We start from the raw sequence: 21,997 nt of genomic DNA on the forward strand, positions 1-21,997 counted from the left end.
TGCACCTGAGACGGAGGTGGGGCGGATGGCATCGGACGCCGTAGTCAATCTGGTGGTCGATGCCACCGGAGCGCAAGCGGAAGTACGCGCACAGCTCACTCAGATAGTCAACGACGCGGAACGCACCGCACCACCAGTCAACATCAACTTGGTCATTGATCAGCGCACCGTCAACAACACGCTGAACCAGACCATCAACCAGCTGGACGAGACCAGCCGCCGGGCCGGGGACGCGGACAATGAGGTCTCCCGGCTCGGGGACACGTTCTCCCGGCTCGGGCGCTCCGCACTGTCCGCCGTTACCAGTGCGGCCCGGCTCGGGGCCATCTCCTCGCTCGCCGCCGCCGCTCTCCCGGCAGTGGGCGCGCTGGTAGCGGGCCTCCTGAACATCGCCCCCGCCGCAGCTGCGGGAGTGACCGCGTTCGTCGGGCTGAAGGCGGCCACGCTGTCGCTGAAGGTCGGGCTCATCGGTGTTGAGGACGCGCTTGGCCAGGTGTTCGCGGCCGAGCCCGACGCGGAAGCACTGGCCGATGCTCTCGAGCGGCTCGCTCCGGAGGCCCGAGCGTTCGTGCTGGAGATGCAGCGGCTCCGGCCCGCACTGGACGATATCCGGCTTGACGTCCAGAACCGCCTGTTCCGGGACCTTGACGAGCAGCTGAAGGAGACGGCCACCTCATCGCTGCCCGTGCTGCGCCGGGCCGCTCTCGACTTCGCCGGAACGTTCAACACGGTGGCCGCCAACACCGCCGCATCAGCGCAGGGGCTGAGTGAGTCGGGAGCGCTCGGGCGCGCGCTGCGCTCGGGCGGTATCGCGTTCAACAACCTGGCACGCATCCCCGGCCAGCTGCTGAACGCGATCATCAAGCTGTCCGTAGGCGGGGGCCCGCTGCTGATCCGGCTCACCGACCGCATCGCGGACGTGGCCGACTCCCTCACCGCCAAGCTGGACCAGGCGGCGAAGTCGGGCGCGCTGAAGGAAGCCATCGACGAAGCTGCGGCGACCATCCGGCAGCTGGGACGCATCGCGGGCAATGTGTTCGGTGCCCTCGGCAACATCATGGAGACCGCGTCGGAGGCCGGGGGAGGCCTGTTCGGTTCGCTGGAGAGGATCACTCAAGCACTGGAGGACCTCACCGCCACGGACGGGTTCAAGGACGTCCTCACCGCGCTCATCACCACGGGCCAGACCCTCATCACCAACATCCTGCCGCTGCTCCAGCGCGCGTTCGAGATCCTCGGGCCGGTCATCACGACACTCGCCCCGCCGGTCCAGGCACTGATCAACCTGATCGGCGCGCGGCTGATCGAGACTCTTGATCTGCTCGCACCCACCTTCGCCATTCTGGGTGAGGCCGTGGCCAACCTGATCACGGCGCTGAGCCCGATCGTGGATCTGTTCTTCACGCTGCTGAATGCCATCCTGCCCGTGCTCAATCCGCTGCTCAGCGCGCTGAACGAGATCATCATCGCCCTGACACCGATCATCCAGGTGCTGGCCGAGGAACTGGGTGCGGCGCTGGTCCCGGTGATCGAAGCACTCATCCCGATCATCACGCTGCTCGCACAGTTCATCGCCGACGTGGTGGTGGCCATCGCCCCGCTGATCGAGGAGATCCTGCCGATCGTCGTGGACTGGTTCACCCGGTGGGCTCCCGTGATCGCCAAGGTTCTGGAAGAACTCACGCCCCTGATCGACAAGATCCTTGAGTTCGCAGCGTTCCTCACGGAGAAGCTCGTTGAAGCTCTGATCGAAGTGATCGACTGGATCAGGGATCTGGCCGCGAAATACGAGGAACTAGCGGGTAAGACGATCGAACGGATCCTGCTCCCCGCGTTCCGTGCGCTGGTGGCTTTCCTGGACGGGGACTACAAAAAAGCCTGGGAGGGGGCCAAGAACGTGGCTGTGACCGCTGGCATCGGCATGGCCACCTCGGTCAGAGACACGCTGGACGGGATCAAGAACCAGTTCATTCTCCTGTCCATCCGCCTGCCGGGCATGGTCAACACCGCGATGAGCGGGGTGATCAACGCGTTCCGCTCCGGCGGCTCAGGCGCCCTGAGCGTGATCCGTCGCTTCACCTTCGACGCGGTTGCCCGGATCTTCGACGCGGCCGGGGATTTCTTCAGCGCCGGCCAGCGGCTGATGCTCTCGCTCGCATCCGGCATCGTCTCCCAGATCGGCTCCGTGGTCTCCGCCGTGGGGGACGCGGTGGGCCGGGCCCGGGACCTGCTGCCGTTCTCGCCGGCCAAACGCGGACCGTTCTCCGGGCGCGGCTACCCGCTCTACTCCGGGCAAGCGATCATGGAGTCACTGGCGGAGGGCATCACCTCCCGTTCCGGGCTGGTGTCCGCCGCCATGCAGTCGGCTCTCAGCGGCTCCCCCCTGGCCGCGCCCGCACTCGCGGGCACCAGCACCTCCGGAGGGTTCGGCCGGGCCGTCAGTGGCGCGCTGAGCACCACCGTGGCCGCACCGAACGTGAGCGTCTACCTCGGCAATGAGCTGCTCACCGACCGCATGCGCGTGGTCGTTGACGACGCGAACCGGGACCGGGACCGTCAGGCAAGCCAGGGAGTGAGGTTCTGATGCCGCTGACCGGAACGGTCGACGTGGCCAACGCACGCATCGACCTGTTCATCGACTGGACCGCTACGGCGGGAACACAGACCTCCGGCACGCTCCACCGCCGCGTCGGGGGCCCGGACGCGGACAACGAATACGTGCGCGGGCACTTCGGATCGTCGCTGCTCGGGGAACAGGCGTACGTCTCGGACCACGAGGCACCGCTGGACGAGCAGATCTGGTACGTGGCGGTGAACAACCAGACCAGCGACACCATGGTCGCTGGCCCGTTCACCATCCCGTCCAACGGCTACGTGTGGATGAAAGACCCGGGGCGCCCGTGGGCAGATCTCCGGCTCGACCTTTGCCTCACCCCCTCCGTGGCGGACCCGTGCCCGGTGCCGGCGCTCCTCACCGACACGTTCACACGCACCACAGCCGCATCATGGGGCAGCACAGAGCCTCCGGGGGCCGTGCTCGCCTGGACCACGGCGGGCGGTGCGGCTGCGGACTACAGCGTGAGCGGCGGCCAGGGACGGCACCTGATCCCGCCCGGCGGAGTCGTCCGGCATACCTCCGTGGCTCAGCCGCAAGCGGACGTGGACATCGTGGCCGACGTCGGCATCAACGAGCTGGCACTGACCAACTCCATCGGCGCGTGCCTGATCGCGCGCATGGTCGACGTGAACAACCTGTACATGACACGGCTGGAGTTCCTCCCGTCCGGTCTGATGGTCTTCTCCCTGCGCCGGATCGTCGCAGGGGTCCAGACACAGATCGCGGGATGGTCCACACAGCTGCCGTACACCGCCGGGGGCATGTTCACCGTACGCATGCAGGTGGAAGGGAACTCCCTACGCGCCCGGGTGTGGCCCGCGACCACGGCCGAGCCCGACGACTGGGCCGTGGTCGCGGTTGACTCCTCATTCGCCGCAGCCGGGTCCGTGGGCATGCGCTCGTTCAGCACGGGCACGAACGCCGGCCCGTTCGCGCTGTACGACAACCTGTCAGTAAGCGCTCTCCCGGCCCCGTCCGCGATCGGAGACGACCTGGCGTGGGTCGGATACCGGGACAAGGTCCGGGCGATGGACGCGGGACTCTTCCCCGTACTGGACCGTGAGCGGCCGGCGGACGTGTACGCCCGGCGCAAGGACATCGTCACCAGCTGCCTGTTCCTCTCCCGGTCCCTGGACGCGATCAACCGTGTGTACGAGCTGTACACCGCCGGGGGCCCGCTGCTCTTCCAGACTCCCGAGATCTACGGCATGGACAAGCCGTACGGGCAGCAGGACCGGTACTTCCAGCCCGGGGACCTGAACGAGGGCTACATCAGCCAGGACCAGCGCAAGCCGGTCCGTCTGTGGTCGGCCCCGCTCACCGCCGTGGACCTGCCGGTGGGACTTCCCCAGGGGACCGACGACGCGAACTGGTGCGCGGTCAAGGACAAGTACCCCACGTACGCGGATCTCACCGCGACCGGGCTCACGTGGGGGCAGATCGCGGCGGGAGGGGCAGCCTGATGCTCACTTCCAGCCCCGCGTACAAGATCGCCCTGTTGCAGTCCCACCACCGGGTGAGCCGCTTCACCGTGCGCAACCCGGACGGGGATCTCCTGGCGGAGGACGTCCCGATCGGCGGGGGCCAGGTCAACGCCCGGCTCACCTCCCGCGTCACACGCACGGCCACGTTCACCGCGTCCGACGAGTGGTTCCCCGCTCTCGACACGGACCCGCTGAGTCCCTTCCACGCGATCGTCACCATTGAGACCGGTATCGCTTATCCCAGTGGGGAGGAAGAGCTGTTCCCCGTGTTCACCGGCCGCGTGTACGACGCGACGCGGGAGGGCGACGGCGCCGTGACCTTCCGCGCAGACGACCTGGCCGCAGACGTGCTGGCCGCAGACTTCGAGCAACCGGAACGCTCCGTGCTGGGCGCGTCGACCGTGGCCGAGATGCAGCGGCTGATCACGGCCGGGTTCGAGTGGGCCGTGTTCGGCACCAATGACGTGGTGGACGGCACCGTGCCCAAGCTGGCATGGGACGACGACCGGGGAAAGGCCCTGGATGACCTGGCCGCCACCGTGGAAGGACGCTGGTACACGCTCGGGGACGGCTCGTTCGTCGTGCGCTCCCTGAACTACGTGGGCCAGCCTGCCGTGGTCACGCTCACCGACGGACCGTCCGGCATCCTGTCCAACGCGCGCACCACGGTCACGGCGGACGGTGCCTACAACTCGATCGTCGTGCTCGCCGAACGGCCTGACACAGCCACTCCCATCCGGGTCACCGAACGCGTGCTCAATCCGGCGGACCCGGCCTACTTCTATGGCTACTTCGGCAAGCGCGTGCGCAAGATCCGATCCCAGGAGTCCCTGGCGTTCTTCGACGCCCAGCGCGTGGCCCGCTCCCAGCTGGCCGCGTCCGCCGCACTACAGCGCCAGTGGACGGCCACGTGCGTGCCGGACATGACGCTTGAGCCGGGGGACGTGGCCGGGCTGGAATGGCGGGGCTTCACCGATACCCAGGTGATCGACTCCCTGATCTACCCGCTCTCCCCGCAGACACCGATGAGCTTTACAGCGCGCTCCTCGGTGGCCGCGTAGGCTGGCCGGGACGACAGAGGAGACACACATGACCGACCGCACACCGAACCAGGGGTACAGCTTCCCCGAGTGCGACCCGCCGCTGGTCCAGGACCGATCGGACATCGGTTTCCTGCGGGACCTGGCGCAGCAGGTGAACACCAACGCCACGGCGCTGGACGCGTCCATCGTCGACCTGATCGAAAAGCCGGACGCGGCCCGTCAGGCGTTCGCCGGCAACCTGGTGATCACGAAGTCCTCCCTCGGCAACGCGGTGCTGACGATCCCCTACAGCTCCACCACGTACGCGCAGCCTGCCTCGTTCTCAGACCTCACCGCGTTCGGCCTCCGCATCCCCGTGCGCGGGTTCTACGCGTTCACCTCGTACGTGCGCTGCACCAACGCGGCGGCCACTGACCTTCAGGTCCGGCACCTGCGGAACGGGCTGGCCCGTACGGAGGGGCGCCGGTTCGAAGGTCCGTCGCTGCCCGTGGACACCGTGAACGAGACCAGCATGGAGACGATGGACGTTTTCCCGTGCAACGCGGGGGATCTGGTCCGCACCCAGATCAAGCTGTCCCCGGCGGACGGCACCTACGCGTTCGAAGCGCGTCTGTCCGGCATCCTGCTGCTCCCGCTGGACGTGTGAGCCGTGGCCATCAACGGGCAAAACCAGCAGCTCAGTTCCATGATCGACCGGTTCTCGTTCATGCGCACGGGTGTGGTCACCTCGGTCAACCCGTTCTTCGTGCTGGTGGACGTGGGTGACACGGTCATTGAAGCGGCCTACGTGGTGCAGTCCCGGCCATCCGTGAACGACCTGGTGGCCGTGATCCGGCAGGGGGCGACCTGGTTCGTCCTCGGCACGTCCTCCGCCACCGGGGGCAACGGCATCGAAAACGGGTCGTTCGAGCTGGTCACGGACATCGGCACCCCGTCCAGCTGGACCCTGTACAACGTCACGAACACCGCGTTCTTCACCAGCATCGAAGACACCGAAGAGGCGGTCGACGGCACGCGTCTGCTCGAAGTCGTCGCGGCCACGGCACTGACCAGCACATCGATCGTCTACTCCAGCCCCATGGCGGTGGCCCCGGGCGACGTGGTGGAACTCAGCGCGTACGTGAACGGGTACTACCCGAGCCCCTCACCGAACACGGCTGACGGGGATCTACGCGCGCTCTGGTTCGCCAACGCGCTGGACGCCTACCCCACCACGTCCGCCGCAGACACCGTGATCGAAGCCTTCACCAACATCCCCGAGCTGGAGGACACACCCATGCGTTCCCTCTCCGGCACGGCCACGGTGCCAGCCGCGACCAACGCGGTACGCGTCGGGCTGCGGTCCGTGCTCCTGGACGGCACCGGACTCCACTGGGACTTCGCAACGGCAAGGATCGTGGGCTGACATGCCAGAGAACACAAGCCGTGGTTACACGTATCCGGTATTCACCGACGCGAACAGTTTCCCCGCACAGATACAGGATCTGGCGCAGGACATTGACGCGGACATGGAAGCGCTGGACCTGCGGATCGCGGCCGGGTACAACTTCCCCGCGTGCTCCGTCCAGGCCAGCGGGGTGAACCAGGCCATCGCCAACAACACCGACGTCACGGCCACGTACGACACGGAGCTGTACGACAACGGGGCCATGGTCAACTTGGGCGTGTCGAACACCACGGTCAACATCGTCGTGACCGGGCTCTACCTGGCCATCGGCCGCGCCACGTTCGCCAGTGCCGCCGCCGCCCCCTCCGGCCGCAGCATCCGTCTCGTCTCCAGTGGCGTGCTCGGTGTGCTGGCACGTAAGGCCATCCGGGGCAACGAAGGACTTGCCGCGACCACCACCGTGCACATCGCCTCCCTGTTCCACGCCGTGGCCGGCACCACCGTGACCATGGTGCAGCGCCAGAACACAGGTGGTGCTATCAACTCCGTGTTCCGTCAGCTGCAAGTGGCCAAGATGGGTGATCTCTGATGGTGGCCTTCACCGCGAACCGGAACTACCCCTACAGCCAGTCCACGGACGATGCCGACGTGGCCGGGGACATCGAAGCCCTGGCGCGTGCCATTGACCTGGACATGGCCGCCGTGATGGCGAGCGTGCTGCCCCGGCGCATGGCGCGCGTCCGCAACCTCTCCACGGTCAAGCAGTTCTTCCCCGCTTCCGTCCAGACCGAGCTGACGTTCGACTTCGTTGACGTGGACAACGCGGGGATCGTCGATCTCGGGTCGTTCAACACACGCATGACCCCCACCAGCGCCGGCCTGTGGTGCGTGTGGGGGGCCATCGAAGTGCCGAACGCGTTCGCCAACGGCGACGAGTTCATGATCCGCAAGAACGGGCTGGAACTGACGCGGTACACCCCGCACGACGACGACCCGCAGGGGGAGACGGTCATGCGGACGATCTGCTCGGTCGGCACCGCGAACGGGACCACGGACTACTTCTCCCTGACGTTCAACCCGATCGCGGCCACGTCCGAGTACCGGATCTCGAACAAGCACATGGCGTGCTTCCGGCTCACGAACACCTGACGTATGGTGTAAGCGTGTCCGCGTGAACCTCGTTCGCGTCTGTTCCGTCAGCACGAGAGCCCCGCCGGGGATCAACCCGAGCGGGGCTCTCGTGTGTCTGTGACCGCGCCTAGGCGACCGTGATGAGAACGGCGGCCACCAGGAACCCGAGCAAGTTCCCGGCCAGCCACAGGAGCGTCAGACGCTCTTCGTTCCACAGGTAGCGAATCTCGTCCACCGGTCCTCCGTTCATGGCCGAAGCCCCGCCGCATGGAGTCGACGGGGCTTCGGTGCGGGTCATCCGTTCAGGGCTGGACCCCTACGCGAACGGGTTGACTCCGGCGGGGGCCGAACCAGGCTGCGGCAGGGGCTGTGCCGCCGGGGGCGCCTGGTACGGGACGTTCTGGGGGACGCTCTGGCGGAGCTGTTCGTGGGCCAGCTCCGTGGCCAGGTTGGTGGCCGGTCCCACTGGTGCCGCCTGAGCGGGGGTGGCCGCCGCGTAGGTGGCAGGCTGAGCCGGGACGTACTGCGCCGCCTGCGGGGTGATCGTGGCAGCAGCGGCCGGGTACCCGGCGGGCGTCTGCTGCGCGTAGACCGGAGCCTGGTTCTGAGCGGCCGGGGCCGACGCGGCGCCAACCATCTGCGTGGCCAGGAACTGGCGGGCGGTGTTCACCGCGTCCGGGTTCTGAGTCGCGTCGATCAGGCCCCACGGGTTGCCCTTCATGGGCTGGGTACCCGGGTTGCGGGTGTCGATCCACGCCAGGACCGACGTGCGGGCGGCGAGAGCGTCCGCCAGTTGCTTGACGATCACTTCGGACTGGACGTACACACCCCGGTACTCGGGACCGTCGAACATCTGGCCCGTAGGGGTGGGCGGGTTGCCCTTCATCTGCGGCACCGGGCCGAGGCCGTCCACGACGGTGATGTCCGCCGTGACGCGCTCCTGAGTGGAGCCGGGGGCGCCGAGGTTGTTGGGAACGGTCTCCTGCTTCAGCGGCTTGATCAGCACCAGCCGGCCACGGAACGAAGCGACCGTGGGGAAGGTGGAAGGAAGGATTGCGGGTCCGGCAAAGGGGTCGGTCACGACTGCTGCTCCTGTGTTCGGTTGCGGTTTCAGGCGGTGCTCACGGTACAGAGTGCGCCGCGTAGGCCCGCATGGACGCGCACTCTGTACCGCTGGTCAATCCCCGGCTGACGCGGGGGTATTCATTAAGCGGATTCCTCTTAGGTCAGCCAATCCGTGTGGTGGACGGGATTCGAACCCGCATTTCCTGATCACCTCAGGGTCCTAGCCGTTAGAGGACACCACGTGAAGCTACTTCTCGGGGTGATCAAGCCCCTCGGTTTGCTTCCCAGCATGCGTATCGAGTGAGGGATTCGAACCCCCGAGTCAGATTCCGCTCCGTGGTTTACCCGGGCCCACGTCCAGCATCATCGTCCTACCGGGCTTCCCCGGCGCCTTAGGCCGCTCAGCCAACTCGATTTAACGTGGCAGCGCTCCACGTAAATCCGTGGAATAGGCGCCCTACGGTTTGACCCGCGCCGCCACCGTGACTGGAGATGGATTCGAACCATCGCCCCGCCCGTCGGGCGTGCACTACCCACAGTGCTATCCAGTCACCCGGGAATCTCCTGTTGCCCTAAGGCCAGCCTCTCCCTTCGGGACCACCGTCTCGTTCGGTCCTCACGTCGCAGATGCTGTTGTCTTTTGACGTATCCACCCGTGGGCTTCGTGTCTTGGGAAGTCTCCTGCTGCGATCCCAGCATTATCACCCAGTGGACGAGCCTGGATCTGCCCCAGGATCTCTCTCGGATACTCGGTCGGTACGAGCCCGAAAGGCTTTTCACTGTGTCCGGTCCGACCCCGGCTTAAGCTACTCGCCCTTGATATTCAGTTGGCCGCACCGGGGGCCAGGATTTCGCCCTCCGGCTCCCGGTGCGTGTCCCACTGTAGCCAGGTTACTGGCCTGAGGTCAAGCCGTACGGCACTCGTTGTCTCCCCACGACACGACCCGGGAACTGGACGCGTTGATCCGGTCCCGATGGAGACCGTAGTGGCCTCGGACGCGCACGCACGCGCGGGAGCTGTCCTCGGTGAACACCCGCCCGCAGGACAGCCGCCCGCAGGACAGCGGCTCGGACGGGACCGGCACCTTGCTCTCCACCAGCTTGCCGGACGGCCCGTGCAGCTCAGCGAACTGCACACCGTCGCTCTCCACCGCGTCCGCGAAGATCTCCCGAGCCAGGTCCTCCGGGCTGTGCGTGACTCCCTCGTATGCCCCGGACCGGTACCAGATCTTGACGCTGTACTCGATGACCGTGGGCCACTCGTACACCGTCTGGTCGTTCATTCCCTGAGCCTTGTGCGTGTCGTGGGGACCGCTCAGCGTGCACGTGTAGTCGTACCCGGTCTGTGTCTCCCGCTCGCCGCAGTAGCGGACCGGCTCCGTGGGCTCCGGGGCCGGCTGCGTCTTGGTCATCGTCTCCGTGCGCTTGTCGCCCGTGTCCGATCCCACCTTCCTCACCGCCGCGTCCACCATCGACGTGAGGAACTCCCGCGCGTCCGGGTTCCCTTCCAGGTAGCCCTTCACCCAGAGACCACGCGCGGTCAGCGTGTGGGTCTCGTACCCGTTCTCCCGCGTCAGCTCCCGGTTGTACTCCACGAGACCCCGGTCCATCAGCGCGACCGTGGTTCCGACGCGGGTACCAACCCGGATCTCGTGCCCGTCCTCGGTCCGTGCCGCATCCGTGAGCGCTTCTGCCATCCGGTCCGAGATCCTGATCGTGCTCGGGGTCTTCTTGGCCGGGGCCGACTCCGTCGCGGCGGGGGCCTCTTCCAGATCGCCTACCAGGAACATCCGACGCTCTCCTGTGGCCGACTCGACGCACACCTCCGGGATCTTCCACCCGTTGTGGTCAAGAGCGCCGGTGTCGACGACCGTTCCCGCGAACTCGCCGACACGCTCCGACTCGCTGCGGAACTGCGAACCGTGTCCGTCGTTCTTGACCTGGACCTTTGTACCGACCGGGTATCGCTCGCTCATGTCCGTCTCCTGTGTCCGGTTCCGTGTCCTTCTACTGCCTCAGGCCCGGACCCCTTTCGGGTATCCGGGCCGGTTGGGCTGTGTCGTTCAGGGAGCGGTGGGAAGCACCCGGGTGGCGGTCACCTTCATGCCGTGCTTGCGGAAGTCGGGGAGAGCCTTCTTCTTGGCGTCCTCCAGAGTGGCCAGGTAGCTCCAGCCGAGCCGCTTCCACTCGTTCGTGTCCGGGTAGAACGCCCACGTAGCGAAAGTGGGGACCTTCCCGCCCTTCAGCTCCGTCACCGTCTGCTCGTTGTCCGGGTGAGCGACTACGTAAGTGCTGCGACCGGCCATGTCCGTCTCCCTGTTTCCGTTCCCGTGTCCCTCTGTGTCTCTATTATGGACACGAGAGGACACGGAACGCAAGTAGGCCCCGGAAGATTCTTCCGGGGCCGTACGAGGAGCAGTGGGTCAGACAGCGAGCACGGTCACCCGAGCGCCGTTGGCCGCCGGAGCCGAGGCAAAGTTCAGCGCCAGACCGGAGACCGACGCGGTGCCGGACACGTCGTACGTGTCGACCTCACCGGTTGCGAGGTTGCGCACGGAGTAGACCACGTCCGCCGTGTTCAGCCCGTGGGCGATGTTGAACGACGTCTGCGTCCCGTTGCCGATGGTCTGGGTGTACGACCGTACGGCGGGAGCCGGCGGGTTGGTGGAGTCCTCGGGGTCAATCTCGATGCAGATCTTCGTCATGGGGAACTCCAGTCGTGAGGGGCTTCCAGTGTCCCGCGCGTGGTCAGAGGGGCACAAGCTGAGCCCGTGCCCCTCACACTTCCCTCACCGCGTGTTCGTTCAGGCGCGTGCGAGCGCGTTCAGCCTGTCCTTGCCGAGCCCCACCAGCACGGCCAGCTGGTCCTGGTGGAACTTCCCGCTGTCCATGGCGAACTGATAGATCGTGGACACGGCCAACTGGTCCTGGGCCGTGGAGATCAGTTCCTTGGCCAGCCCCCACGCGTCGTCCGCAGTAAGCGGCGCCGGGTAGGGAAGCGGTTCCGTGGTCGGCCCGGGCGCCGAAACCGGCCCGTGAAGATCGGCCATCATCAGAGTCCGGAAGCGCTTCTTCTCCTTCAGGCTGGCTTGCAGCGGCCCGAGCCGCTGAGCGTCCCTCCAGCCCCGCTCGATGTCCGCCACGTACAGCGTGCAGCCGTCCCCGTCCGCCGGGAGGTGGACCACGATCGCAATGTCCGTGCGCACCTTCACCGACCCGGGCAGGAAGTCAAAGTGCCGCAGGGGCTCCCAGGTCTTCGTGTTCCAGTCGAACAGCCCGTGCGTGTTCACCCCGTGCGCGTACAGCGCAAGCTGGACTTCGATCTCCATCTCTCCGTAGCTGAGGTCCGAGCCCGTCTTGAGGTCCCCGATCACCAGCGACCCGTCGGGCAGCTGGAAGATCCGGTCCAGGGTGCCGGCCACCGGGAGCGGCGCGCCGACCTGATCCGCGCGCACGGCCGTGGTGCGCTCGATCCACTCCGGGCGCGTGCGCAGTCCGGCGCCATTGATACGGCACAAGTACTGGTCAACTCGATGACGGTACTCGGTTGGTACGTCCGCCAGGGACATGAGACCCGCATCAATACGCTCGCTGAACGCGTGGTACGCGGTGCCGATGTTGGCCGCGACCTTTGACCCGGCCGCGTCCTTGGCCTGAGCCGCGATGGAGTTCAGGTCGTTGCGGTCCCGCTTGACCTCCAGCCCGTTGGCCAGCATCAGCAGGTCTGGGCGCAGGGTCAGACCCCGGATGACGTTGCGCTCGTTCCATGCCTCAATGGCCTTGGTGTTGGCGCCCAGCTTGGCGAACGTGGTCGCGCGCGTGTGCGCCGTGCCCATGATCAGGTACCGGCCCCACCGGTCCCTGACCGGCTCCGGCTGACCGCTCACCGTGGTCGTCGACTCGGGGATGTCTGAGGCGGCCGCCGGCGCGGTGAAGGGCAGGGGCAACGCGGCTGTCTGAGCCCCGTACGCGACTTGCGAGACACCCAGCGCTTCCACGCGCTGCTCCGGGGTCATGCGGTCGAGCACAGTCCCAGTGGGTGTCCACTGGTCATGCGGGAGCGGCTCGTGCAGCGGAGCAGCGGCCACGGCGTCGCTGAGGGAATACGGTAGCGGACCGTGGTCATGTGGGAGCGGCTCGTCGGCACCGCAGTCCCCGCACAGCCATCCGCCTTCACCGTTCGCCCGGATCTCGCCACCTTCCAGGATCGATCCGCCGCACGTGCCGTCGCACTCCCCGTCGAACGCGGCGAGCACCCAGGGGCCACGCGTGATGTTGTCGGAGACGTCTCCTTCCGCCACGGCCAGCGGGGCCGTCCACGGGTCCGCGACGATCGGCGTGCCGCCGGGGGCCACCCCCACCACGTCGCTCGGAACAAGCCCGTTGTAGCCCGTGGCTGCGTGCTCCTCGCAGTGATCCGGGTCCCCCTGACACGAAAGGCAGTCATCGCACCCCGCACACACGGACGGGCCGAACCGCTGCTCTTCCGTGCAACCGGTCGTGTGCTCCACCTCCGGAGGCTGCTGCGCCCCCGAGCAGAGCCCCGGGCCCGTGCGCGAGTTGTGCTTGCGGATGACCGGCTTGCCCTTGTGCTCGCCCGTGCGCGCGGTACCGAGCTGGTAGCTGAACGCGCACCCGGTGCACTTTCCCCGGGGCTTCTCCTGCTTGGTGGGACCGTTCAGCTCTACGGCCTCGATGTCGTCCACTGCTGCTCCTCGTTCGTCGTCCACGGGAGAAGTCTCCCTCATCATGGGGCAAGGGCCCGCTCAGTTGCCGTGAGCGGGCCCGTGGTCGTGTCAGTACCTGTGATCACCCAAATGGGCCTTGGCGAGTCGGCACGTCCATTCGTCCGTGCCGTTTGTCTCCTCGCACTGCGGCCACGGATCGTTGTGCTCAGTCTGGACCGGCACCTTGCTCAGCCGCTGAGGCAGGGGCGGGAGGGTCACGTCCTCGGGAGAGTCCCCGGCCTCAGCCAGCATTTCGTCTAGCAGGAACGCGGGAGGTCCCGCCCGCGTGAACACCGTCTCTGGAAGCTCCGACTGGTCCTCGTGGCGTCCCTCGTGCCCTTGCAGGAGCCAGCACCACAGTTCCCGTCCGTTCTCGTCCGTGCCCATGTGCTCGAAGCAGGGGAACGGCCCGTCGTCCGGCTGTTCGACCCCGAGCTGTGCCACATTGGCCAGCCACTGGCCCAGCAGCGCACAGATGAACACCACCGTGCCCAGCAGCACGTAGATCCACCACGGCAGAAAGAACATGATCACTTCTCCTTCCTCTTCGAGTGGCGGACTCGGCGGCCCACCAGATACGCCACCGAGCCCAACGGCACGCCGATCAGCCATTGCAGCGCGTAGCCGTTCAGGAAGCACCACGCGGTGAGCACGATGCAGTAGGCCGTGGTCAGTGCGTCCACCGTGCTGGACGGCTTGCGCTCGCTCACTGTTCGCGCCGCTTGCCCGTGGACGGGTCGATGGCCGGTTTGCTGCCCGGGTCCTTGTCGTACGGGTAGGCCCCGGTCAGCCGTTTGTCAGCCGCCGCTACCGCGTGCTTCGACACGTTCCCGTCGAAGTTCTTGACCTCTTCCGGCTTGCCGGCTTCACCGAACTTCGGCGGAACGTACGGGTCCGACTTCCTGCGCGCGCGCTTGCCCATGCTGTGTTCCTTTCGTCGAAGGTGGGGTGATCCGGGGGACGGAGAACGAGCAGCGTCCGATCAGACCGACGCTCTCCCCCGGATCCTTACCTGTCTGCCCGACCCCTTCCACTGCCTCAGGCCCGGACCCCTTGCGGGTATCCGGGCCGGTGGGGCGTCTGCTGGTCAGGAACGGTCCGTGACCAGGTACTCGGTCAGCTTGTCCTCAGCTACACACAGCTTGGCTCCGAGGGAAGCGAGGTACGCGCGCTGAACCAGCGTTGCGTCACTGCCCATCGATAGACGGAGACCAGCCAGATCCTCTTGAGCCTTACGGAGAAGCTCGGTTACCGCCATATCTCCCAGCACCTGATCAGCCATGTCCGTCTCCCTGTTCCGTTCCCGTGTCCTGCTGTGTCTCTATTATGGACACGGGAGGACGGGAGAGTCAAGCACGTGCCAGGAACCGGTTTCCGATCCCGCCGGCGCAGCAGAACAGGTCCAGGAGTAGCGGACGGGTCACTTGGGACTCCCGTCCCGGATGAGACGACGTGCCAACATGCTCATCTCCAGCGCGATCCGGTCCACGTTGTCCTGGCCCAGCTCTCGCACCAGATCATCCGGTTCCCAACCATTCAGGTTACCGACGAGCATGAGACCGGCCTGACGTTTGGCTTCACGACGAATCTCCGGAGTGTCCATCAGACAACACCGATGTACGGGTCCAACGCACGGGACTCCAGCGCCACGGAGATGGCGTCGGACACGTCCGCCTTGCCCATGCCCGTGGTGTCGATGCCGAGCCCGTACGCGAACGTCAGCTGAGCCTCGCTCGCTTTCCCGCCCCGCCAGGAAGCCTTTCGGGACACCGAGAACGAGCCGTGGTTCTCGGCCTCGGCCTCGGCCCACGACATGGCCAGCTCCGCCGTGAGCCCCGTGTGAGCGGTCCGCTCCCACTTCCCCCGCTTCGGTTTCCGGCAGACGTCCCACCCGCCTGCCTCCGCCTTGGACGGCCACAGGAAGTACGTCCAGTCTCCGGCGCCGATGAACATGATCCCGCCCGCCGTGGACAGCCACGCGGTGCCGGACGCGGCAAACAGGTTCACCTCGCTCATCTTGAGCCCGAACGCGGGGTGGCCCCGGGTGATGAGCGTGTGGCCCTCGGCCTCTTCCCGCTCCACGGCCTCGGTGAGGGTCTCGCCCTCCCGGATCTCTTCGACGAGCCCGGGTTCCAGGTCGATGAGCGTGGACAGCTTCCCGCCGGCGCCGTTCAGGTTCAGAACGAGCGCGTCCTTCTTACCGCCCGCCGGCCACGGGCGCAGCACACGCCCCACCATCTGGATATACAGGGGCTGAGAGCGGGTCGGGCGCGCGATCACTGCGCAACTGGCCCACGGGGCGTCGAACCCCTCCGTGAGCACCATGCAGTTCACCAGCACCTGGGTGCGGCCCGTGCGGAAGTCCTCAAAGATCCCGAGCCGCTCTTCCCGGGGCGTCTCGCCGGAGATGGACGCGGCGGTGATGCCGGTGGCTCTCAGCGCGTCCCGGGTCAACTCAGCCGTGGCCACAGTGGGAGTGAAAACGATCCCCGGCCGGTCACTCGCGTGCTCCTGGTACGCCTTGGCGATGACCAGGTCGCCGCCCGAGTCCTCCAGCGCTTCTCCGAGGTCACTGGCCTGATAGTCGCCCCGGGACACCTTCACCCGGTCCAGGGCGAACCCCTCCACGTCCACGTTGTGCGCCTTCACGTCGACCAAGTGGCCGTTGGCGATGCCGTTCAGGATCGAGCGGGTATAGACCACGTCCTCCCACTGGGTTCCGAGCCCGACCCCGTCACCTCGCGCCATGGTCGCGGTGACACCCAGCTGGAGCGCGTGCGGGAACGCGGCATAGACCTCCTGGTACGACACGGCCGCCGCGTGGTGGCACTCATCCGTGATGATCAGGCCCACGGCACCAGCGCGCTGCTGAGCGGCGACCAGGGTGGCGCGCCGGCCGTGACGGCTGATCGTCTGCACCGAGCAGACCATGACGTCGGCATGGATCTCGTTGTCGTCCGCCTTCACCTTGCCCACGGACAGCTCCGGGGCCACGGCACGGATCTTGTTGATCGCCTGGTCCGCGAGTTCGTCACGGTGCACCAGCACGATGACACGGCCCCCGGGGGCGGAGTCGGCCGGGGAGCCCATGCCGCCGCTCACGTAGTGGTCACGGAACTCTTGGATCAGGTGAGCGAACACCACGGTCTTGCCCATGCCCGTGGGGAGGACGATCGCGGGCCGGCGCATGCCATCGGACCACGCGTCGAACACCGCGTCGATGGCCCCGCGTTGGTAGTCCCGGAGTTTCAGCTGCGTGCTCATCCGTAGCACCCATCGCAGTTCTCGTCCGGGTCGTCGCCGTGGCCGCACGCGTCGGTTCCATCGTCATCCGGGTCCAGTTCCAAGATCCGGTCCCCGTCCGGCATCCACACCCAGAAGATCTCGATGTCCGTGACCTCGGTCCCAGCGGTGTGACCCTCGAAGTGCTTGGTCACGTCGTGTTCAACGCTGTACCGAAGCTGTTTGTCCTGGTACATGTCTACGGGCACGTCGATCGACGAGTAGGGGATGCCCTTGATCCCAGACGCGTACTTGCCGGTAACGATGCACCGGGCACCGAGCCGGCCGTGTGGGATGCGGATATCGAGCGGGTTCAGCCTGCACGTGGGACAGAGCCAGCTGACCGGGTTCCGGGACAGGCCCGTCACCTCCCACCCGTTGTTCAGGGCTGCGGTCCGCGCCGCGCGCTCCCCCGGCCACAGGCCCGCTGTCACGGTCGTGGGGCGCACGATCAGGTCTTCGTGCCCCATGTGGTGCTTGCTGGGCAGGCTCAGCCACCCCTTGCACGGCCCGTCGCACTGGACACGGAACACTGCTTTGATCGTCATCCCGTGCACCCACAGAAACCCGGGCCCATGGAGGCCATGCAGTTCTGGCCCTCCACGTGCGCGTGCGTGCAGTCGGGACACTGGGCCGGAGCCACGGCGGGCCGCTTCTCCGACCACCCCATGCACCCGCACCCGAGTACGCCCGGAAGCGCGATGCACAGACCGTTCAGGTTGTGGGTGGAACGGGGGTGCGTGCACAGACACACGGCATCCCCGAACGCCCGTTCCGCAGGAACCTGGAGCGCTGTCAGGACCGACAGCGCGTCCGCCACCCCAGCGCCGTGGAACTGCCACGCGTGCCGCAGCGCGTACCGGGCCGCGCGTAGAGCTGCTGAGTGTTCCTGCGTCTCGCCGTCGGGCAACTGTCGGGTGCGCTGCTGACGCAGCGTCCACTTGCTCATGTCCGTCTCCTCTCTCGTGTCTCCGTCTGTCCCAATTATAAGCACAACGGAGCCCCGGCCCGCAACCGGCGACCGGGGCTCCGCAGAATCAGCGGTGATCAAGGCACGGATACTCCCGCCCGCACCAGCACCGGTCGGTCATCTCGGGCTCCTCGAGACCTTGGCCAGGTACGCCCACGCGTCCAGCTCCGCCGTGAGCTGCTCACGCCGGGCCCGCAGCCTCCGGGAGACGGTTGAACTGACCGTGCTGGTGTCCAGTTGCGCCCGCAGAAGGGTCAAGTCGTACGCGGTCTGTGCCCGGTGCAGCTCCACGCGCGTGCGCACCGAATCCGGGATCACGTAGTCGGGGCCGTCCTCCGGTTGCGGCGGACTGACCGGCTCCGGCGGCCAGCTCACGTCCAGCTTCAGGTCGAAGTGGTCCCCGTCGTGTCCGGGCTGGATAGTACAGAGCGCCACCCCGTTCGGTGTCCGGCTCCCGCACGTCTCTTCACTCATCGTCCGCTCCTCTTCAGTGTGTCCCGGTCCCCGCACCTGCACGGGTGACCGCTCTCTCGCACCACGTCGTTCTTGCCCGGCGGGCGTGTGTCCTCTCCCCGGCACCCGGTCAGAGCGAGCACCAGGGCCACTGCGGTGACGACGGCCCACACGACGTACAGCGTGGTGTACGCCCATGACCGGCGCCGGCGGTGGCTCATCATGAGCGGCCCGTCCAGAACCCCAGCGCGCTCTTCAGGATGTCCTCGTTGGTCTGGGCGCCCGAGCCGTCGTCAAAGCCGTTCCATACACCGTTCAGCCACGAAGCGAACGGGAACGCGCTCTCGTCGGGGAGGCCACCCGTTTCCGTGGCCCAGTTCCGGATGGCGTTCTCGTCAAAGTTGTCGTCGTCGAAGTCGGCCAGGGCCGACAGGTCGTTGTTCATTCCACGTTCCCCTTGTACGGAGGCCGGTTGTAGCCCGGCCGGGACGGGTCCCACATCATCTGACCGCGCAGCAGAACGCGGGTCTCCTCGGCCCCGGGAAACCACCCGTTGCGGTACGCCGTGGCCACCAGCTGCGCCACCGTGGCGCAGCCGTGCGCTTCCCGGGCCCGGGTGAGGATTCCAGACACGCTGGTGGAGTTCTTCCAGCCGCTTTCCCGGGCGATCTCCGCCAGGGTCATCCCCCACGACACGCTGTACAGCACGTCGATCTGAAGCGGGGAGAGCGGGACGCGGCCACGGCACCCGGCCGTGACGTAGCCGTAGGACCGGGCGCGCCACGCGATCTCGTTCAGCAGGTGGTCGGACAGAGCGCCGAAGTTGCGGGCCTGGCCCCGGTTCGGTTCCAGCTCAGCCGTTTCGATCTTCAGCGTGTTGACCAGGCGCCGCAGCGCTTGCAGCGCGTGCACCCGGCTCTCGTTGCGGCGCCCTCCGTCGTGCTGGGAGGGAGGCGGGGCCAGGTTGCGGGGGCCCTCTGTTGCCCAGATGACCAGCAGGTCAAGGCCCTTGCCGGACGGGAGCACGGAGCTGTGCCGGGGTCTGATTGGGGTAAGTTCCGTCATGGATCCCACGTTAAAGGCAGTTGAGCGACTCGTCAAATAGGGACACGGCCGGTAACGTAGTGGCCATGAACGAGACTGAGAAGCCACGGCACAGCACCGCGCCCGTGCCCAGTGGTGTGTGCGGGAAGTGCAGGAAGGTCCGGCCCCTGGACCGGGAGACGAAGACGGTGCTGCCGCACAAGGGCTGCAACGGGGCCGGCATACCCGTGCGCCGGGTGCTGGCTCAGGACCAGCGCCGGCGGGGGGAGCTGGTCCTGGCTCCTGACAGCCTGGAAGTCGTCTCGCGTGCGGAGGCCGCGCGTATCTGCGGCGTGGACCCGCGCACCATCGGCCGCTGGGCTGCCCTGGGGTACATCACCAAGTACGAGGACGCCAGGGGGCGGGTCGCGTTCTCGCTGGTCCAGATCAAGGCCATGAACGTGTACGAGCCTGTAGAGTAGGCACCGCGTGCAACGGGCAAGAGCCCCTCCGATCGATCGCGGAGGGGCTCTACGCATGTCCGGGTTCAGCGGCGCCGGTCGCGCTGGTCTGTTCCAGCTTGTCAATCCGGCGTACCACGGTCCGGATCTCTTCCATGATCCCGAGCACGTTCCGGTCCAGCCGGTCACCCAGATCACGTAGCGTCTCCCCGCAGACCGTGGTGGCGGGGCACTGCGGCACGTCCCGGTACGTGATGTCCCAGGTGTCCCCGTCAGCGTCCCGGTGGGGCCCCTCGTGGTTCTGCGGCCGCACGCAGTCGTAGGCGTGCTTGACCACCCAGCTGACAGCCAGCGTGGCCCGGCACACGGGCTCTTTCTCCGTCATGATTTCTCTCATTGTCGCCATGACGGAACCGTAGCATGAGCGTGTTACGGTTCCGCCATGAACACACGACCCGGGCCGCGCCGAGAGCGCAGCGTACGACTGAACGACCGTGAGTGGGCCGTGGCGGAAGCCCTGGCCTGTCTCGAGGGGGAGACGGGGGCCGCGTTCGGGCTCCGAGCCGCTCTCAAGGCGGAGGAGAAGAGGGCCCGGGAGAACGAGGGAGACGACACCTTCGATCACCTGGTGAAGACGTTCCTGGACGCGCGCGCGGGGGTGACCCGTTGACCGCGCTCTCTCCCGAACACCGGGAAGAGCTGAACGGCTCACGCATCGACTCGGTGCTCATCGAGCAGCGGGGATACCGGACGGTCGGAACGGACGCGCGGGAGAAGCTGGCCGCCGCGCGCATCCCCGCGTGGGCCATCCGCGACGACAGCGCGTTCCCCGGGCTCGTGCTGCCCATGTACCGGGTCACCGGGGAGTACATCGGACTCCAGTTCAAGCCCGCCGTGCCCCAGCACAAGCCCGGCAAGGACAAGCCGGTCAAGTACGCGACCCCGGCGGGCATGGGCAACCGGCTGGACGTGCCTCCCGCCGTGGCGCACCTGGTCCGTGACCCGTCCGCCGGTCTCATCATCACCGAGGGAATCAAGAAGGCGGACGCTCTCGCCTCCCACGGAGCCCCTGTGGTCGCGCTCACCGGAGTGTGGAACTGGCGCCGCAAGGAAGGGACCCTGGCCGACTGGGAGGACGTCCCCCTTCAGGGACGGCACGTGGCCGTGTGCTTCGACTCCGACGCGCCGACCAACCCGCAGGTGCGCCACGCGATGATGAGGCTTGTCGAGTGGCTCCGGTCCAAGAACGCGGTCCCGACCTACCTCCCGGTGCCGTCCGAGATCAACGGTGTGCCGGTGAAGGGGGTGGACGACTATCTTGCGGCCGGCGGAACGCTGGAGGAACTCAGCCGCCTGCGCAGCGCCAAGGCCCCGGCCGCACCCGTGTCGACGGACGCGTCCTTCACCGATGCCTACCTCACCGACACCGTGTGCGCCGAGGCTCTGGACGGGTCCTTCCTGTTCGCCCGTGGGCTCGGGTGGATGAGGTACGACGGGTCCCGGTGGACCGAGACCGGGGACGCGGTGCTCGTCGAAGCGATCCGCCAGTGGGCCAAGGGGCACTGGGAGGACGTGGTGGAAGAGTTCAAGACGGACCAGAGCAGCGACGTGCGCGCGCGCATGAAGGCCTGGAACCTGGTGCTGACCAGCAACCGTCTCCGGGCTCTGGCGGGGCTGGCCAAGGGGCCGCTGCACTGTGAGGCCACCGAGTTCGACAACCACCCGGACTTGCTCAACTGTCCCAACGGAGTCGTCGACCTGACCACGGGGGAGCTGCTGGAGCCGGACCCGTCGTACCTGATGACCAAGGTGACGGGGGTGGCGTACGACCCGGCAGCGCTGGACGACCCGGATTTCCGCACCGCCCTACGCGCCCTCCCCGATGAGCTGCACCCCTGGTACCAGCTGCGCGTAGGGCAGGCCTTCACCGGCCACATGCCGCCGGACGACCTGATGGTCGTGCAGCAGGGCGGCGGGGAGAACGGCAAGTCGACCCTGGCCGTGCCGCTCAAGCGGGCGGCGGGCTCGTACGCCTGCCTGGTCTCCGACCGCGTGATCCTCGGCAACCACGACCAGCACCCCACGGAGCTGATGGAGCTGAAGGGCGCCCGCTACGCGCTGATGGAGGAGACCCCGGAGGCACGGCAGCTGAACGTGCAGCAGCTCAAGAAGGTGGTGGGCACCCCAGAGATCACGGCCCGGAAGATCCGCCAGGACTCGGTCACGTTCGCGGCCAGCCACTCCCTGTTCGTCAACACGAACTTCGCCCCCGCCGTGGTGGAGACCGACCACGCCACGTGGCGTCGCCTGGCCATGGTCCGCTTCCCGTACACCTTCAGGAAGCGCCAGGAGGA

Annotated in this window: 26 protein-coding genes and 3 tRNA genes; 9 read left to right on the forward strand and 20 right to left on the reverse strand. The window is 67.2% G+C overall.

Translation table 11 applies throughout. The annotated features are described in order from the left end of the window. The first annotated feature begins 25 nt into the window (after positions 1-25). From VFX97_20630 to VFX97_20660, 7 genes are read left to right on the forward strand one after another with little or no spacing between them, the layout of a single operon-like run. Positions 26-2,584, forward strand: coding sequence for a hypothetical protein (locus tag VFX97_20630; protein ID HEX5705620.1), 2,559 nt, complete (start codon positions 26-28; stop codon positions 2,582-2,584). Then, positions 2,584-4,080, forward strand: coding sequence for a hypothetical protein (locus VFX97_20635; protein ID HEX5705621.1), 1,497 nt, complete (start codon positions 2,584-2,586; stop codon positions 4,078-4,080). Before VFX97_20630 ends, VFX97_20635 begins: the two co-directional genes overlap by 1 nt. Beyond that, on the forward strand, positions 4,080-5,162 hold the full coding sequence (locus tag VFX97_20640; GenBank protein ID HEX5705622.1) for a hypothetical protein: 1,083 nt from the start codon (positions 4,080-4,082) through the stop codon (positions 5,160-5,162). Before VFX97_20635 ends, VFX97_20640 begins: the two co-directional genes overlap by 1 nt. A 28-nt stretch (positions 5,163-5,190) precedes the next feature. Next, on the forward strand, positions 5,191-5,790 hold the full coding sequence (locus tag VFX97_20645; GenBank protein ID HEX5705623.1) for a hypothetical protein: 600 nt from the start codon (positions 5,191-5,193) through the stop codon (positions 5,788-5,790). A 3-nt stretch (positions 5,791-5,793) separates the two neighbouring features. After that, a complete protein-coding gene (locus tag VFX97_20650) occupies positions 5,794-6,549 on the forward strand; it encodes a hypothetical protein (protein HEX5705624.1) in 756 nt (251 codons plus the stop codon). 1 nt (position 6,550) lies between these two features. Next, a complete protein-coding gene (locus tag VFX97_20655) occupies positions 6,551-7,120 on the forward strand; it encodes a hypothetical protein (protein HEX5705625.1) in 570 nt (189 codons plus the stop codon). Further along, positions 7,120-7,680, forward strand: coding sequence for a hypothetical protein (locus VFX97_20660; GenBank protein HEX5705626.1), 561 nt, complete (start codon positions 7,120-7,122; stop codon positions 7,678-7,680). The genes VFX97_20655 and VFX97_20660 overlap by 1 nt, the downstream gene beginning before the upstream one ends. A gap of 109 nt (positions 7,681-7,789) precedes the next feature. Here the strand turns inward: VFX97_20660 and VFX97_20665 are convergent, their stop codons facing one another. The 19 genes from VFX97_20665 to VFX97_20755 form a co-directional block, all read right to left on the reverse strand. Then, positions 7,790-7,912: a hypothetical protein gene (locus VFX97_20665; protein ID HEX5705627.1), complete on the reverse strand. Its 123-nt coding sequence runs from the start codon at positions 7,910-7,912 to the stop codon at positions 7,790-7,792. A gap of 66 nt (positions 7,913-7,978) precedes the next feature. Beyond that, positions 7,979-8,743, reverse strand: coding sequence for a hypothetical protein (locus VFX97_20670; GenBank protein ID HEX5705628.1), 765 nt, complete (start codon positions 8,741-8,743; stop codon positions 7,979-7,981). A gap of 157 nt (positions 8,744-8,900) precedes the next feature. Then, positions 8,901-8,968: transfer RNA gene (locus tag VFX97_20675), tRNA-His, on the reverse strand. A 53-nt stretch (positions 8,969-9,021) separates the two neighbouring features. Next, positions 9,022-9,142: transfer RNA gene (locus VFX97_20680), tRNA-OTHER, on the reverse strand. A 68-nt stretch (positions 9,143-9,210) separates the two neighbouring features. Then, positions 9,211-9,278 (reverse strand) — tRNA-OTHER (locus VFX97_20685). Positions 9,279-9,632: 354 nt separating this feature from the next. Beyond that, positions 9,633-10,703, reverse strand: coding sequence for a hypothetical protein (locus VFX97_20690; GenBank protein HEX5705629.1), 1,071 nt, complete (start codon positions 10,701-10,703; stop codon positions 9,633-9,635). An 87-nt stretch (positions 10,704-10,790) separates the two neighbouring features. Further along, positions 10,791-11,033 carry a hypothetical protein gene (locus tag VFX97_20695; GenBank protein HEX5705630.1) on the reverse strand — a complete coding sequence of 81 codons (243 nt, stop codon included), beginning with the start codon at positions 11,031-11,033 and terminating at the stop codon, positions 10,791-10,793. Positions 11,034-11,150: 117 nt separating this feature from the next. After that, positions 11,151-11,432: a hypothetical protein gene (locus tag VFX97_20700; protein HEX5705631.1), complete on the reverse strand. Its 282-nt coding sequence runs from the start codon at positions 11,430-11,432 to the stop codon at positions 11,151-11,153. Positions 11,433-11,531: 99 nt separating this feature from the next. Further along, on the reverse strand, positions 11,532-13,433 hold the full coding sequence (locus tag VFX97_20705) for a hypothetical protein (protein HEX5705632.1): 1,902 nt from the start codon (positions 13,431-13,433) through the stop codon (positions 11,532-11,534). A 90-nt stretch (positions 13,434-13,523) separates the two neighbouring features. Continuing rightward, positions 13,524-13,988 (reverse strand): hypothetical protein, encoded by a 465-nt coding sequence (locus VFX97_20710; protein HEX5705633.1) that lies wholly within the window; start codon positions 13,986-13,988, stop codon positions 13,524-13,526. Further along, positions 13,985-14,164, reverse strand: coding sequence for a hypothetical protein (locus VFX97_20715; GenBank protein HEX5705634.1), 180 nt, complete (start codon positions 14,162-14,164; stop codon positions 13,985-13,987). Before VFX97_20715 ends, VFX97_20710 begins: the two co-directional genes overlap by 4 nt. After that, the gene (locus VFX97_20720) at positions 14,161-14,376 is read right to left on the reverse strand and encodes a hypothetical protein (GenBank protein ID HEX5705635.1); all 216 of its coding nucleotides are present in this window, start codon (positions 14,374-14,376) and stop codon (positions 14,161-14,163) included. The genes VFX97_20715 and VFX97_20720 overlap by 4 nt, the downstream gene beginning before the upstream one ends. A gap of 165 nt (positions 14,377-14,541) precedes the next feature. Next, positions 14,542-14,736: a hypothetical protein gene (locus VFX97_20725; protein HEX5705636.1), complete on the reverse strand. Its 195-nt coding sequence runs from the start codon at positions 14,734-14,736 to the stop codon at positions 14,542-14,544. 138 nt (positions 14,737-14,874) lie between these two features. Further along, positions 14,875-15,057 (reverse strand): hypothetical protein, encoded by a 183-nt coding sequence (locus VFX97_20730; GenBank protein ID HEX5705637.1) that lies wholly within the window; start codon positions 15,055-15,057, stop codon positions 14,875-14,877. Then, the gene (locus VFX97_20735; GenBank protein ID HEX5705638.1) at positions 15,057-16,718 is read right to left on the reverse strand and encodes a DEAD/DEAH box helicase; all 1,662 of its coding nucleotides are present in this window, start codon (positions 16,716-16,718) and stop codon (positions 15,057-15,059) included. Before VFX97_20735 ends, VFX97_20730 begins: the two co-directional genes overlap by 1 nt. Beyond that, complete coding sequence (locus VFX97_20740; GenBank protein ID HEX5705639.1) at positions 16,715-17,284, reverse strand: hypothetical protein; 570 nt, start codon at positions 17,282-17,284, stop codon at positions 16,715-16,717. The genes VFX97_20735 and VFX97_20740 overlap by 4 nt, the downstream gene beginning before the upstream one ends. Before the next feature lie 539 nt (positions 17,285-17,823). Next, the gene (locus VFX97_20745) at positions 17,824-18,180 is read right to left on the reverse strand and encodes a hypothetical protein (GenBank protein ID HEX5705640.1); all 357 of its coding nucleotides are present in this window, start codon (positions 18,178-18,180) and stop codon (positions 17,824-17,826) included. A gap of 199 nt (positions 18,181-18,379) precedes the next feature. Next, a complete protein-coding gene (locus tag VFX97_20750; GenBank protein ID HEX5705641.1) occupies positions 18,380-18,604 on the reverse strand; it encodes a hypothetical protein in 225 nt (74 codons plus the stop codon). Next, complete coding sequence (locus tag VFX97_20755) at positions 18,601-19,224, reverse strand: hypothetical protein (protein ID HEX5705642.1); 624 nt, start codon at positions 19,222-19,224, stop codon at positions 18,601-18,603. The genes VFX97_20750 and VFX97_20755 overlap by 4 nt, the downstream gene beginning before the upstream one ends. Before the next feature lie 65 nt (positions 19,225-19,289). Here VFX97_20755 and VFX97_20760 point away from each other — a divergent pair, with 65 nt between their 5' ends. Next, positions 19,290-19,664, forward strand: coding sequence for a hypothetical protein (locus tag VFX97_20760; GenBank protein HEX5705643.1), 375 nt, complete (start codon positions 19,290-19,292; stop codon positions 19,662-19,664). Between the two features lie 49 nt (positions 19,665-19,713). Here VFX97_20760 and VFX97_20765 read toward each other — a convergent pair whose 3' ends face one another. After that, positions 19,714-20,028 (reverse strand): hypothetical protein, encoded by a 315-nt coding sequence (locus VFX97_20765; GenBank protein ID HEX5705644.1) that lies wholly within the window; start codon positions 20,026-20,028, stop codon positions 19,714-19,716. A gap of 281 nt (positions 20,029-20,309) precedes the next feature. Here VFX97_20765 and VFX97_20770 point away from each other — a divergent pair. Beyond that, a partial coding sequence (locus VFX97_20770) for a phage/plasmid primase, P4 family (GenBank protein ID HEX5705645.1) occupies positions 20,310-21,997 on the forward strand: 1,688 nt, incomplete at its 3' end.

This window comes from Pyrinomonadaceae bacterium, assembly GCA_036277115.1.
Classification (GTDB): Bacteria; Acidobacteriota; Blastocatellia; order Pyrinomonadales; family Pyrinomonadaceae; genus UBA11740.

Coding starts and splice junctions, on each gene's coding strand:
- VFX97_20630 (HEX5705620.1), top strand. CDS start 26: ATGGCATCGGACGCCGTAGTCAATCTGGTGGTCGATGCCACCGGAGCG.
- VFX97_20635 (HEX5705621.1), top strand. CDS start 2,584: ATGCCGCTGACCGGAACGGTCGACGTGGCCAACGCACGCATCGACCTG.
- VFX97_20640 (HEX5705622.1), top strand. CDS start 4,080: ATGCTCACTTCCAGCCCCGCGTACAAGATCGCCCTGTTGCAGTCCCAC.
- VFX97_20645 (HEX5705623.1), top strand. CDS start 5,191: ATGACCGACCGCACACCGAACCAGGGGTACAGCTTCCCCGAGTGCGAC.
- VFX97_20655 (HEX5705625.1), top strand. CDS start 6,551: ATGCCAGAGAACACAAGCCGTGGTTACACGTATCCGGTATTCACCGAC.
- VFX97_20660 (HEX5705626.1), top strand. CDS start 7,120: ATGGTGGCCTTCACCGCGAACCGGAACTACCCCTACAGCCAGTCCACG.
- VFX97_20665 (HEX5705627.1), bottom strand. CDS start 7,912: ATGAACGGAGGACCGGTGGACGAGATTCGCTACCTGTGGAACGAAGAG.
- VFX97_20690 (HEX5705629.1), bottom strand. CDS start 10,703: ATGAGCGAGCGATACCCGGTCGGTACAAAGGTCCAGGTCAAGAACGAC.
- VFX97_20695 (HEX5705630.1), bottom strand. CDS start 11,033: ATGGCCGGTCGCAGCACTTACGTAGTCGCTCACCCGGACAACGAGCAG.
- VFX97_20700 (HEX5705631.1), bottom strand. CDS start 11,432: ATGACGAAGATCTGCATCGAGATTGACCCCGAGGACTCCACCAACCCG.
- VFX97_20720 (HEX5705635.1), bottom strand. CDS start 14,376: ATGGGCAAGCGCGCGCGCAGGAAGTCGGACCCGTACGTTCCGCCGAAG.
- VFX97_20725 (HEX5705636.1), bottom strand. CDS start 14,736: ATGGCTGATCAGGTGCTGGGAGATATGGCGGTAACCGAGCTTCTCCGT.
- VFX97_20730 (HEX5705637.1), bottom strand. CDS start 15,057: ATGGACACTCCGGAGATTCGTCGTGAAGCCAAACGTCAGGCCGGTCTC.
- VFX97_20735 (HEX5705638.1), bottom strand. CDS start 16,718: ATGAGCACGCAGCTGAAACTCCGGGACTACCAACGCGGGGCCATCGAC.
- VFX97_20740 (HEX5705639.1), bottom strand. CDS start 17,284: ATGACGATCAAAGCAGTGTTCCGTGTCCAGTGCGACGGGCCGTGCAAG.
- VFX97_20745 (HEX5705640.1), bottom strand. CDS start 18,180: ATGAGTGAAGAGACGTGCGGGAGCCGGACACCGAACGGGGTGGCGCTC.
- VFX97_20750 (HEX5705641.1), bottom strand. CDS start 18,604: ATGAACAACGACCTGTCGGCCCTGGCCGACTTCGACGACGACAACTTT.
- VFX97_20755 (HEX5705642.1), bottom strand. CDS start 19,224: ATGACGGAACTTACCCCAATCAGACCCCGGCACAGCTCCGTGCTCCCG.
- VFX97_20760 (HEX5705643.1), top strand. CDS start 19,290: ATGAACGAGACTGAGAAGCCACGGCACAGCACCGCGCCCGTGCCCAGT.
- VFX97_20765 (HEX5705644.1), bottom strand. CDS start 20,028: ATGACGGAGAAAGAGCCCGTGTGCCGGGCCACGCTGGCTGTCAGCTGG.